Origin of the sequence: Streptomyces sp. NPDC012825 (genome assembly GCF_042900925.1) — a bacterium.
Classification (GTDB): Bacteria; Actinomycetota; Actinomycetes; order Streptomycetales; family Streptomycetaceae; genus Streptomyces.
In genome coordinates this window covers 1-11,750 of sequence record NZ_JBIBBZ010000038.1, presented here as the reverse complement: position 1 = coordinate 11,750, position 11,750 = coordinate 1, and the positions used below count along the sequence as shown (strand labels likewise).

The 11,750-nt window shown below is 71.7% G+C and carries 14 protein-coding genes; 10 read left to right on the top strand and 4 right to left on the bottom strand.

Going from position 1 to position 11,750, the window contains the following annotated elements; all coding sequences use genetic code 11:
• Positions 1 to 255: 255 nt before the first annotated feature.
• A complete protein-coding gene (locus ACFY7E_RS32585) occupies positions 256 to 972 on the bottom strand; it encodes a 4'-phosphopantetheinyl transferase family protein (protein ID WP_389491392.1) in 717 nt (238 codons plus the stop codon).
• Between the two features lie 50 nt (positions 973 to 1,022).
• Positions 1,023 to 1,298 (bottom strand): phosphopantetheine-binding protein, encoded by a 276-nt coding sequence (locus ACFY7E_RS32580; RefSeq protein WP_389491390.1) that lies wholly within the window; start codon positions 1,296 to 1,298, stop codon positions 1,023 to 1,025.
• Positions 1,299 to 1,722: 424 nt separating this feature from the next.
• On the opposite strand from ACFY7E_RS32580, the gene ACFY7E_RS32575 reads away from it, so the two are divergent.
• Complete coding sequence (locus ACFY7E_RS32575) at positions 1,723 to 2,649, top strand: hypothetical protein (RefSeq protein WP_389491387.1); 927 nt, start codon at positions 1,723 to 1,725, stop codon at positions 2,647 to 2,649.
• Between the two features lie 133 nt (positions 2,650 to 2,782).
• On the opposite strand, the gene ACFY7E_RS32570 is transcribed toward ACFY7E_RS32575, so the two are convergent.
• Positions 2,783 to 3,424, bottom strand: coding sequence for a TetR/AcrR family transcriptional regulator (locus tag ACFY7E_RS32570; protein WP_389491385.1), 642 nt, complete (start codon positions 3,422 to 3,424; stop codon positions 2,783 to 2,785).
• A gap of 82 nt (positions 3,425 to 3,506) precedes the next feature.
• Between ACFY7E_RS32570 and ACFY7E_RS32565 the strand changes: the two genes are divergently transcribed.
• Genes ACFY7E_RS32565 through ACFY7E_RS32555 form a run of 3 tightly spaced genes read left to right on the top strand, consistent with a single transcriptional unit; the run spans position 3,507 to position 6,745 of the window.
• Entirely contained in the window at positions 3,507 to 4,538 is a 1,032-nt protein-coding gene (locus ACFY7E_RS32565; RefSeq protein ID WP_389491383.1) for a zinc-binding dehydrogenase, read from the top strand.
• Positions 4,535 to 6,112, top strand: coding sequence for an MFS transporter (locus tag ACFY7E_RS32560; protein ID WP_389491381.1), 1,578 nt, complete (start codon positions 4,535 to 4,537; stop codon positions 6,110 to 6,112). Before ACFY7E_RS32565 ends, ACFY7E_RS32560 begins: the two co-directional genes overlap by 4 nt.
• A gap of 12 nt (positions 6,113 to 6,124) precedes the next feature.
• A complete protein-coding gene (locus ACFY7E_RS32555) occupies positions 6,125 to 6,745 on the top strand; it encodes a DsbA family oxidoreductase (RefSeq protein ID WP_383439417.1) in 621 nt (206 codons plus the stop codon).
• Between the two features lie 57 nt (positions 6,746 to 6,802).
• Here the strand turns inward: ACFY7E_RS32555 and ACFY7E_RS32550 are convergent, their stop codons facing one another.
• On the bottom strand, positions 6,803 to 7,483 hold the full coding sequence (locus tag ACFY7E_RS32550; protein ID WP_389491380.1) for a response regulator transcription factor: 681 nt from the start codon (positions 7,481 to 7,483) through the stop codon (positions 6,803 to 6,805).
• 279 nt (positions 7,484 to 7,762) lie between these two features.
• On the opposite strand from ACFY7E_RS32550, the gene ACFY7E_RS32545 reads away from it, so the two are divergent.
• From ACFY7E_RS32545 to cysC, 6 genes are all read left to right on the top strand, one after another.
• The gene (locus ACFY7E_RS32545) at positions 7,763 to 8,332 is read left to right on the top strand and encodes a GNAT family N-acetyltransferase (RefSeq protein WP_389491378.1); all 570 of its coding nucleotides are present in this window, start codon (positions 7,763 to 7,765) and stop codon (positions 8,330 to 8,332) included.
• 142 nt (positions 8,333 to 8,474) lie between these two features.
• Positions 8,475 to 8,558: a putative leader peptide gene (locus tag ACFY7E_RS32540; RefSeq protein ID WP_310591794.1), complete on the top strand. Its 84-nt coding sequence runs from the start codon at positions 8,475 to 8,477 to the stop codon at positions 8,556 to 8,558.
• 136 nt (positions 8,559 to 8,694) lie between these two features.
• Entirely contained in the window at positions 8,695 to 10,392 is a 1,698-nt protein-coding gene (locus tag ACFY7E_RS32535) for a nitrite/sulfite reductase (protein WP_389491376.1), read from the top strand.
• Positions 10,389 to 10,568, top strand: coding sequence for a hypothetical protein (locus ACFY7E_RS32530; RefSeq protein WP_389491373.1), 180 nt, complete (start codon positions 10,389 to 10,391; stop codon positions 10,566 to 10,568). Before ACFY7E_RS32535 ends, ACFY7E_RS32530 begins: the two co-directional genes overlap by 4 nt.
• Entirely contained in the window at positions 10,565 to 11,272 is a 708-nt protein-coding gene (locus tag ACFY7E_RS32525) for a phosphoadenylyl-sulfate reductase (RefSeq protein WP_389491371.1), read from the top strand. Before ACFY7E_RS32530 ends, ACFY7E_RS32525 begins: the two co-directional genes overlap by 4 nt.
• Positions 11,272 to 11,750: adenylyl-sulfate kinase (cysC, locus tag ACFY7E_RS32520; protein WP_389491369.1), on the top strand; the 479-nt coding region annotated here is incomplete at its 3' end. The genes ACFY7E_RS32525 and cysC, both read left to right, overlap by 1 nt.

Here is an 11,750-nt window from a genome sequence, read left to right as displayed (position 1 = left end):
GCTCGCGCGCGGTCAGCTTGCCCTTCGCGTGCTGTGCCTGGGTCGCCTTCTCGCTCGGGCCCGCCAGGGCCTGCTCGCGCAGGACGTGCAGCTCGTCGCGGAGGTCGGAGACGGTGTGGTCGCTCTTGCCGTTCGAGCCGGTCGTGTTCGATCCGCTCACATTCGAGCCACTCGTGTTCGAGTCGCTCGCGCTCGGTGGTCGGCTCTCGGTTGTCGGCACGGCACACTCCCTTCTGGTGGGGGCGACTGCTCGGGTCACAGAGCGGGAACGGCGGCCCTGAGGAAGGAGGCGTCGCGTTCGCGCACCTCCGGCGGCCCCGCCTCCTGGGCGCGTACGGCCACGGCCGCCGCGTACGCGCGGTCCTCGGGGAGGTCGAGGTCCAGGACCGTCCAGCCCGGCGGCCTGCCGCGGGTGTCGGCCCCCAGGTAGTCGGAGGACGTGCCGTGCGCCAGGCCCGTGCCGATGCCCTTGAGATAGGCCTCCTTGCGGGTCCAGAGCCGGCCGAACTCGCCCGGCCGGACGCCCTCGGGCCGGCGTTCCACCTCGGCCCGCTCGGCCGGGTGGAGCGCCGGGAGGCACGCCTCGACGGTGCCGCCGCCCGGCAGGCGCTGGATATCGGCTCCCACCGGGGCGGCGGCGACGGCGACGAGCACCAGGCCATGGCTGTGGGAGAGGGAGAAGTGGACGGGCAGGGTCTCGTCGGCCAGCGCGGGACGACCGTGCGGGCCGCCGCACGCGGGGCAGGTGGACCGGGTGAACCGCAGCTCTCCCGGTGCCGTCCCGGTGTGCAGCGCCAAGACCCGGCGAAGCGCGATGTGGGCGGCGAGATAGCGGAGCCGGTCGCCCGCACCGACGAATCGTTCCGCCCGCTCGCGCTCCCGGCCGTCCAACTCCTCAAGGGCGAGAGACAGGGTGTCCGGTCGCTGCTCGTTCACCCGCACCAGCCAGACGTCGAGCCGGGCCCGCGTCACGCGGCACCGTCCGGGGCGGTGGGGACACCTCGCGTGGGGGGCACGGGCGGTCAGACGGTCGGGGCGGAACGCAACTGGACGTTCACGGCCTCGATCAGCCGACGCGGCGTGGTGGTCTCCGTGAGCGTCTCGTCCGTGAGGACGACACCGAACTCACGCTCAATCCGGGTGCCCGTCTCCAGCATGGCGAGAGATTCATATCCGAGCGCTTCGAAATCCACGTCGAGTATGTCACCTTCCAGGTCTACGCTTTCGTCCGCGCCGACCCCCTCCTTGAGAATTCGCTTCAGATCACCGAGCTCGAAGGTCCTGATTCCTGAAGACATAATCATCCTTTCACGGGATCGAATGGTCTCCCCGGCAGGGCCGTCTTCCGGCCGATGCCAACTCGTCAGGACCCCGCCCGACATGCGCCGGACATACGGGGTTCACCTGTGAGATTCTTCGAAGCAGAGGAAGCGGGCGCCCCTGCCGCCCGCATCGGACCGCGTCGCGGCCGGGGGCTGGGCACATACCTGGGGAACGTAGCCAACAGCTTCTTCGCCGGACCACCGCCCCGTCAATGGAGTTCTTTTAAGTTACCGACAAAATAACGTCAAGGGATCGTAAAATAGTCAGGATTCCGTAAGCGCCGAGAACGGCCGCGCAGTAAATCAGGTCACCCTTGACCGGGATCGCGGGGGACTTTTACGCTTCCCAGAACTCCACGATCCGACAGCTGGGCCCGAATTCACGAAGGGGAAACACGCCTTGAATTCCCGCGAGACTCGAACGGTCCGGTCGCATCCCTGCGCGGGCGCCGGCTGCCGCCGCCGGCGCGACACGGGGACCGGACGCGGCAGGAGAGCCGCCGCGGGGGCCTTCCTCTGCCCGGACTGCCGGGGCGACCTCCTCACGGACCTGCGTCGGCTGCCTCCGCTCTACCGGGCCTGCGGCCAACTGCTCGACGGCAGCAGGGCGGTGAGCGGTCCGCGCGAGCGCACCTCGGGCGGCGGACTGCCCGGACTGCCCTTCAACACGGCCGCGTCGGACGCGCGCCGGGAGGCCCTGGCGGTCCTCGGGTCCTGGGCGGGCCTGATCGCGGAGGCCCGCGGACTCCCCCGGCCCGACCGCACGGTCGAGGGCCTGACGGCCTTTCTGATACGGCACGCGGGGTGGCTGACCGCGCACAGCGCCGCCGGGGACGCCTCCCGCGAGCTGAGCGGGGTGACCCGCAGGGCGGCCCTGGTGGCCACCCCGGACGACCGGCGCCGTCTGGTGACCGTCGGCGTCTGTCCCGAGGCGGGCTGCATGGGGAGGCTCCAGTCACTGATCCGGCCGGACGCCACCGGGGAGGCACCCGACGTACGTTGTCGGGCAGAGCCGGCCCACCACTGGGCGGGTGAGGAACTGATGCTGCTCAGGCGGCGGTTGACGGCGAAGGCGCATCTCGGTCGGGGAGGCGCGGCCCCGCGGGCGGCCTCGGCCCGGTCCGGCACGCCGGAGGCGGCCACGGAGGGGACCGTGTGGTTCAGCGCCTCCGACATCACCCGGCTGTGGGGCACGCCGCCCGGCAGTGTCTACCGACTCGCCAGCCAGCGGGCATGGCGGCGCGTGAGCCGGGACGGCCGTACGTACTACCACGAGGCCGACGTCATAAGGGCGTTGAGCGAGCGGCACCCACGGACGATCGCCTGACCCCGCCCTCTGTCATGAGCGGCATCCGCCGGATGGCCGCCCGACGCTCCCGCCGCACCCCGTCCCCACCGCGAGCGGCATCCGCCGGACAGTCGCCCACCTCCCCTGCCCCGCCCCCTGCCGCGCGCCGCGCCTACCAGCGTTCGGCGAGGAGGTCGGGGCCGGGCGGACGGCACGGGAGCGGGCCGTGTCCGGCGCGCAGCCCGTCGACGGCGATGGCGATGATACGGCGACGGGCGTTGCCCGCCTCGTCGACGAGGTCGGCCCTGCCCCTCACCTCGAACTGCTCGACCAGGGAGGACTTCCCGAGCTGCTCGATGAGGAGCGAGACGTCCACGGCCGTGGCGTCCGCCCGCAGCACACCCGCCTCGTGGGCGCGCGCGACCAGGGCCCGGGTCAGCTCGTCGGACCGGGTGAACTTCTCGGCCATCTCGTCGGTGACGGGGATCGTGCCGGCGAGCGGGCCGAGCGCACCGCCGCTGAACTCGATGGCGGCGGTGATGTAGTGGACGAGCCCCTCCCAGGGGTCGTCGTGCGCGAGCCCCTCCTCCACCGCCTGGATCCACTGGTCGAGCGACAGCGCGCACAGGTGCTGGAAGAGCTCCTCCTTGGTGCGGTACCGCCGGTAGAGGCTGGCGATGCCGACCTCCGCGCGGGCCGCGATCGTCGCCACGGAGCTGTGGGCGCCGTCCACGGCGAGGACCTTCTTGGCGGCCTCCAGGAGGGCGCGGTCGTTGCGTTCCGCTTCGGCGTATCGGGGAGCTCGTCGGGCCATGGGCCCACTCTAGCCGCTTGCGAAGCGAATCGCTCCGTTATACATTTCAAACGAAGTGAAGTTATCCGTTTGGAGGGGCGCCGTGCTGTCCGTGGTGATGGAGGAGTTCGGAGGACCGGAGGTCCTGCGAGCTCGGAAGGTCGAGGACCCGGTGCCGGGCCCCGGCCAGGTGGTGGTCGACGTGGCGTACGCGAGCGTCACCTTCGTCGAGACCCAGGTGCGCTCCGGAAACGGCCCCTTCGGCCGCCCCCCGCTCCCCCGGGTGCCGGGCAACGGCGTCGGCGGCCGGGTCGTGGCCGCGGGTCCGGGCGTGGACCCCGCGCTGGTCGGCACGGTCGTGATCACCACGACCGGCGGCGAGGGCGGCTATGCCGAACGCGCCCTGGCCCACGCAGACGAGGTCGTCCCCGTCCCCCCGGGCCTCGCCCTCAAGGACGCGGTCGCCCTGCTCGCCGACGGCCGCACCGCGCTGCTGCTCTTCCGCCAGGCGGAGGTCGAGCCGGGCGAGAAGGTCCTCGTGGAGGCCGCGGCCGGCGGTGTCGGGAGCCTCCTGGTGCAGCTGGCCGTGCACGCCGGAGCCCGCGTGGTCGGCGCCGCGCGCGGCGACCGGAAGGCCGAGCTGGTCACCTCCCTCGGCGCGGCCTGCGTCGACTACTCGCGGGACGAGTGGCTCCGCCTGGTCCGGGATGCGGCCGGTGGCGGCGAACTCGACGTCGTCTTCGACGGCGTCGGCGGCGCGATCGGCACCGCGGCGGCGGGCGCGCTCCGGCCCGGAGGCCGCATCAGCCTGTACGGCATGGCGAGCGGCGCGGACGCGACGCTCGACGAGGACGACCTCGCCGCCCGGGGCATCCGCACGCTCGGCCTCTTCGCCGCACCGGGCCCCGCCGAGACCCACCCGCTCATCGGGCAGGCGTTGCGGCTCGCGGCGGAGGGCGTCCTCCGGCCGGTCGTCGGTCAGGTCTTCCCGCTCGCCGCGGCCGCCGAGGCGCACGCCGCCATCGAGGCGCGGGCCACCATGGGGAAGACCCTGCTGTTCGCCGGCGCCCCCGAGGACGCCACGAGCGAGGCCGCACACGGTGTCGCCGGCGACACGGCGAACGGCGACCGATGAGCGCCGGGGCCCGCACACCACCCGAGCGGGCGGGCGCCCGCGAGTGGACCGCTCTCGCGGTCCTGGGCGTTCCGGCCGTCCTGGTCATGATGAACATGTCCGTGCTCTACCTGGCCCTCCCGACGCTCAGCCGCGACCTGGACCCCAGTGGCCCTCAGCTGCTGTGGATCACGGACATCTACGGCTTCATGGTCGCCGGCGCCCTCATCACCATGGGCACTCTCGGGGACCGGATCGGCCACCGCCGCATCCTGCTCGTGGGAGCCGTCGCCTTCACCGCCGCCTCGATCCTCGCGGCGTACGCGAACAGCGCGGAGATGCTCGTCGTCGCGCGCGCCGTCCAGGGCGTCGCGGCCGCCTCGCTGGCGCCGTCCTCGCTCTCCGTGATCCGCAACCTCTTCCGCGACCCCGCGCAGCGGACCCTCGCCATCACCATCTGGATGATGAGCTTCATGGGCGGCGGGGCGCTCGGCCCGCTCGTGGGCGGTGTGCTCCTCCAGTACTTCTGGTGGGGTTCGGTCTTCCTCGTCGCGGTGCCGACGATGCTGGTGCTGCTGCTCACCGCGCCGTTCCTGGTGCCTGAGTTCCGCACGACGGGGACCGGGCGTCTCGACCTCGTGAGCGTCGCCATGTCCCTGGTGACCCCGCTCGCGATCGTGTACGGGATCAAGGACCTCGCTGCGGACGGGGTCGGGCTCCCCCCGCTGGGCTTCATCGTCCTCGGCCTGCTCGTCGGCGCGGCCTTCGTGCGGCGCCAACGGCGGCTCGCCTCCCCCCTGCTCGACCTCTCTCTCTTCCGCATCCCCGCCTTCGCGGTCTCGGCCGGCGGCATGATCGTCGTCGGGATGCTCCTCTTCGGCACGAGCCTGCTCACCTCGCAGTACCTGCAACTGGTGCTGGGCTTCGAGCCGCTGGAGGCCGGCCTCTGGCAGCTGCCGACCGCCGTGGGCGGCACGGTCGTCGCCCTCTGGGTCTCCGGTCTGGCGGCCCGCTTCCAGCCCGCCGTCCTGATGAGCGCGGGAGCGGCCTTCGCCGTCCTCGGGCCGGTGATGCTCACCCTGGTCGACGGCGGCCCCGGCTTCCTGGTGGCCGGTTCGCTGCTCCTCTTCGCCGGACTGACCCCGTTCATGGCGCTGGGCACCGGCCTGGTCGTGGGCGCGGCTCCGCCCGAGCGGGCGGGCGCGGCCTCGGCCGTCTCGGAGACCGGCGCGGAGCTCGGCGGCGCGCTGGGCATCGCCACGCTGGGCAGCGTCGCCACCGCCGTCTACGGCGGCTACATGGCCGACCATCTGCCCCGGGGCCTGTCCGCGGACGTGGCCGAGCGCGCCGAGGACACCCTGCCCGCCGCGCTGGAGGCCGCCCGCGCGATGCCGGGGGAGCTGGGCTCCGCGCTGGCGGACACCGCCCGCGCCGCGTTCACCCACAGCCTCCATGTGCACGCGTTCATCCTGATGCCCCTGCTGCTCGCCCTCTCGGCCCTCACCCTCACGCTGCGGCGTCGCGGGGAGAAGGACCACGAGGACCGCCCGTCCCCCGACGACCGCGCCGCCGCTCCCGCGCCGGTCGCCGACTGAAAGGAACCGCTCATGAGGGTCGAGGTGTACTTCGACGTCCTGTGCCCCTGGTGCTACATCGGGAAGAGGAGGCTGGCGACCGCGCTCGACGGACGTGACGACGTGGACGTCGTGTGGCGCAGCATGGAGCTGGACCCGGACGGCAGCCCGACGGCCGGCCCGACGGCGGCCGAGGTCATCGCCCAGTACCGGAGCAGTCCCGAGGAGGCCGCCGCCCGGGTGCGGCAGATCCGGTCGGTCGGCGAGGCGGAGGGGCTGCAGCTCGACCTCCACAAGGCCCGACCGGTCAACTCCTTCGACGCCCACCGTCTCGTCCACCTCGGCGCCGCGCACGGGCGGGCCGACGAGGTGCTCGAACGGCTGCTGTACGGCTATCACACGGAGGGGCTCGACATCGCCGCCCCGGAGGTCCTGGAGAAACTGGGGGTCGAGGCGGGACTCGATCCGGTCGCGGTCCGCCGGGTGGTGGAGGGTACGGAGTTCACGGAGCGCGTGCGCGCCGACGAGCGGCGTGCCGCCGAGCACGGGGTGGGAGGCGTGCCGAACATGGTGGTCGACGGCGGGCCGCCGGTCTCGGCCGTCCAGAGTCCGGACGCCCTGGCCCGACTGCTGGCCCCCCGGCCGGGTGGCTGACCATGCCGCCCCGTCCCGGCGGGGACCGCGTGTCCTCACCGGGACGGGTCGGTCGCCTCACTCCTGGCGGAACCGGAATCCCACTCCTCGGACAGTCAGTATCCAGCCGCTCTCGCGGAGCTTGCTCCGCATGGAGCTGACGTGGGTGTCGATGGTCCGGCTCGCCTGCGCGCTGAGGCCCACGTCGGGCGGGTGGCCCCAGACGTCGATCATCAGGCGCTGCCGGGAGACGACGACGCCCGGCCGGCTCGCGAGGTAGTGCAGCAGGTCGAACTCCTTGCGGGTCAGTGGGATCGGCCGACCGTCGAGTACGACCTCCCGGGTCTCGCTGTCGAGACTGAGACCGCCCCGGGAGAGGGTGGACCGGCGCTGTCCGCCGATGCGGACGCCGACCCGCCGCATGACGGCGTCGATACGGGCCATCAGCTCCCGAAAAGAATAGGGCCGCTCAAGACAGTCGTCCGATCCTGCCTGCAGCCCGAGAATCCTGTCGAGCTCGGCGGACTCACCGGCGAAGGATATGATGGGCGTGTCGCCCGCCGCCCGCATGCGACGGCACACTTCGATTCCATCGATATCGGGTAGCCCCAGATCGAGCAGTACGAGGTCGGCATTCTCGAATGCGTCCAGCGCCTCGGCCCCCGAACCGGCCACAATAGTGTCGTGCCCATGCCGTCTGAGGCCGTCTATCAGCGATTCTGCCTGATCACGTTTGTCCTCGACCACAAGGACGCGCATTCGATCCCCCTCGAGTCACCGCCACCCCACCATTCGGTCGGAACTTTAACAAACCCCACAGTCGGTTTCCAGGACGCCGAAGCGAACCGGCCGGGAAAATCACCCCCGCCAGCGGCATTTGCCTTGAATCGACAATAACGTGGGCGTCGATTTACGTCACACCAAAGAGATCAATTCTGGCCATTATCGAGCCACCCGGAGAATTGATCGACCGTACCGGCGGCCGCGCCCCGGCGCCCCCGGTCACCGCCCCGTCGGCGGCCGTGATGCGATGGCCCCATGCGCATCACTCTCACCACCTGGTCCCTAGAGCAGACCTCGCCGTCCGATCTCCGCCCCTCCCCCGTCCCGGAGGGCGGCGACATCACGATCGCGCGGGCCGAAGTCCCCTCGCCGGAGTTCAGCCGCTTCCTCTACACCGCCGTCGGCGGCGACATCCGCTGGAACGACCGCCTGTCCCTGACGTACAAGCAGTGGCAGGAGATCGTCGAGAAGCCGGGGGCCGAGATCTGGGTGGCGTACGACCGGGGCACGCCGGCCGGGTACGTGGAGCTGGACGCGCAGGCCGACGGCGTGGTGGAGATCGTCTACTTCGGCCTGATCCCGGCCTTCCGGGGCCGCGGAATCGGTGGCCACCTCCTCTCCTGCGGAGTGGCGCGCGCCTGGGACCTGGCCGAGCGCTGGCCGGACCGGGAGGCCACGAAGCGGGTCTGGCTGCACACCTGCTCGCTCGACGGTCCGCACGCGATGGCCAACTACGAGCGGCGCGGCTTCCGGCTCTTCGGCACCGAGGTGGAGGAGGTCGAGGAGTCGGAGACCCCCGGCCCGTGGCCCGGTGCCCAGGCCTGAGGCACCCAACCGGTTGCGCGGCGGGTGTTCGGGCGGCTCCCGTCGCGTGACCTGGAACACAGTGTCTCATTCCGCAAGACATAGACGTCCAAATCCTGGACGATGCTGGACTGGTTCCAAAGTCCCGTGACACGCTTCCGCCATGTCTGGAACTGGAATTGCCTTGGTGAGTCGGCGGCACGTCGACCTCGGCCGCATGTCCAGCGCCATCTGTCCGGCGCGCTGAGAGAACCAGCACCGCCGCGATCACCTTTCCATCCGACTCTGCCCCATCCTGCTGCGCACTGACGCGCCACCCTCTGACCCGAGCGCGAGTGTGCAGGTCAGAGCCGCCCTCTCGCAGTCCCGAAGGACGAAACGCCATGGCCGCCACCCCGGAAAACCCCACCCCCGCCGCCGCCCGCCGCAAGGCCGGGCGTCACCGTGGCGAGGGCCAGTGGGCCGTGGGGCACTTCACCCCCCTGAACGGCAATGAGCAGTTCAAGAAGGACGACGACGGTCTCAATGTGCGGACACGCATTGAGACGGTCTACTCGAAGCGCGGCTTCGACTCCATCGACCCCAACGACCTGCGCGGACGCATGCGCTGGTGGGGCCTCTACACCCAGCGCAAGCAGGGTCTGGACGGCACCAAGACGGGCGTCCTGGAGCCGGAGGAGCTGGACGACGAGTACTTCATGCTCCGGGTCCGCATCGACGGCGGCCGGCTGACCACCGAGCAGCTGCGGGTCATCGGCGGGATCTCCGAGGAGTTCGCCCGGGGCACCGCCGACATCACGGACCGGCAGAACGTCCAGTACCACTGGATCCGCATCGAGGACGTCCCCGAGATCTGGAACCGCCTGGAGGCGGTCGGCCTGTCCACCACCGAGGCCTGCGGCGACACCCCGCGCGTCATCCTCGGCTCTCCCGTCGCGGGCATCGCCGCCGAGGAGATCATCGACGGCACGCCCGCCATCGAGGAGATCCAGCGGCGGATCATCGGCAACAAGGACTTCTCCAACCTGCCCCGCAAGTTCAAGTCGGCGATCTCCGGTTCGCCGCTGCTCGACGTGGCGCACGAGATCAACGACATCGCCTTCGTCGGCGTGCGGCATCCGGAGCACGGCCCCGGCTTCGACGTGTGGGTCGGCGGCGGACTCTCCACCAACCCCAAGCTCGGCGTCCGACTCGGCACCTGGGTCTCCCTCGACGAGGTGCCCGACGTGTACGAGGGCGTCATCTCGATCTTCCGCGACCACGGCTACCGCCGGCTGCGCAACCGCGCCCGCCTGAAGTTCCTCGTCGCCGACTGGGGCCCGGAGAAGTTCCGCCGGGTCCTGGAGGACGAGTACCTGAAGCGGAAGCTGACGGACGGTCCGGCCCCCGAGGAGCCCGCCGGCCGTTGGCGCGACCACGTCGGCGTGCACCGGCAGAAGGACGGCCGGTTCTACGTCGGCTTCGCGCCCCGCGTCGGCCGCGTCGACGGCGCCACCCTGACGAAGATCGCCGAGGTCGCCGAGGCGCACGGCTCCGGCCGGGTCCGCACCACCGCCGAGCAGAAGATGCTCGTCCTCGACGTCGAGGAGGCGCAGGTCGAGTCGCTGGTCGCCGGCCTGGAGGCGCTCGACCTGCGGGTCACCCCCTCGCCCTTCCGGCGCGGCACGATGGCCTGCACCGGCATCGAGTTCTGCAAGCTGGCGATCGTCGAGACGAAGGGCCGCGGCTCCTCGCTCATCGACGAACTGGAGCGCCGGATCCCGGAGTTCGACGAGCCGCTGACGATCAACATCAACGGCTGCCCGAACGCCTGCGCCCGCATTCAGGTCGCGGACATCGGCCTCAAGGGCCAGCTCGTCCTGGACGACGAGGGCAACCGCGTCGAGGGCTACCAGGTGCACCTGGGCGGCGCGCTCGGCCTGGAGGCCGGCTTCGGCCGCAAGGTCCGGGGCCTCAAGGTCACCGCGGCCGAGCTCCCCGACTACGTGGAGCGGGTCCTCACGCGCTTCCAGGCGGAGCGCGAGACCGGCGAGCGCTTCGCGACCTGGGCGGCCCGCGCCTCCGAGGAGGCGCTGTCATGAGCGAGCGTGCCGCACCGTTCTTCTGCCCCTACTGCGGCGACGAGGACCTGCGTCCCAACGAGCAGGGCCACGGCGCCTGGGAATGCGCCGCGTGCAACCGGGCCTTCCAGCTGAAGTTCCTGGGGCTGCTCGCCCCGGCGGCTTCGGGCACACCTTCTGGAGGGGACGACATATGACGATCGCCCAGGACGTCACCGAGGCCGACCTCAGGGCACTCGCCGAGCGGGCCGGCCGCGAGCTGGAGGACGCCTCCGCGACGGAGATCCTCCGGTGGGCCGTCGACACCTTCGGCGAGCGCTTCTGCGTCACCTCCTCCATGGAGGACGCGGTCGTCGCCCACCTCGCCTCCCGGGTCCGCCCCGGCGTGGACGTCGTCTTCCTCGACACGGGCTACCACTTCGAGGAGACCATCGGCACCCGCGACGCCGTGGACGCCGTCATGGACGTCCACGTCATCACCCTGACGCCGCGGCAGACCGTGGCCGAGCAGGACGCCGAGTACGGTCCGAAGCTGCACGACCGCGACCCCGACCGGTGCTGCGCGCTGCGCAAGGTCGCCCCCCTCGAAGAGGGCCTGACCGCGTACCGCGCGTGGGCCACCGGCCTGCGCCGCGACGAGTCCCCGACCCGGGCGAACACCCCGGTCGTCGGCTGGGACGAGAAGCGCCGCAAGGTCAAGGTCTCGCCCATCGCCCGCTGGACGCAGGACGACGTCGACGCGTACGTCGCGGAGCACGGCGTCCTCACCAACCCGCTCCTCATGGACGGGTACGCCTCCGTCGGCTGCGCCCCCTGCACCCGCCGCGTCCTGGAGGGCGAGGACGCCCGCGCCGGACGCTGGGCGGGCCGCGGCAAGACCGAGTGCGGGCTGCACGGCTGATGACCACGACCCCCCACCCCCCTTCAGAGACCTCCCGGGAGAACCACGTGACCGGTGCCACCATCTGGCTCACCGGCCTGCCGAGCGCCGGCAAGACCACGATCGCGTACGAGCTGGCCGGACGGCTGCGCGACGAGGGCCACCGCGTCGAGGTCCTCGACGGCGACGAGATCCGCGAGTTCCTCTCGGCGGGCCTCGGCTTCACCCGCGAGGACCGGTACACCAACGTGCAGCGGATCGGCTTCGTCGCCGAACTGCTCGCCTCGCACGGCGTGAAGGTCCTGGTGCCGGTCATCGCCCCGTACGCCGACAGCCGCGAGGCCGTCCGCAAGCGCCACCACGCCGAGGGCACCGCCTTCGTCGAGGTGCACGTGGCCACCCCCGTCGAGGTCTGTTCGGGACGCGACGTGAAGGGCCTGTACGCCAGGCAGGCGGCGGGCGAGATCAGCGGGCTCACCGGGGTCGACGACCCGTACGA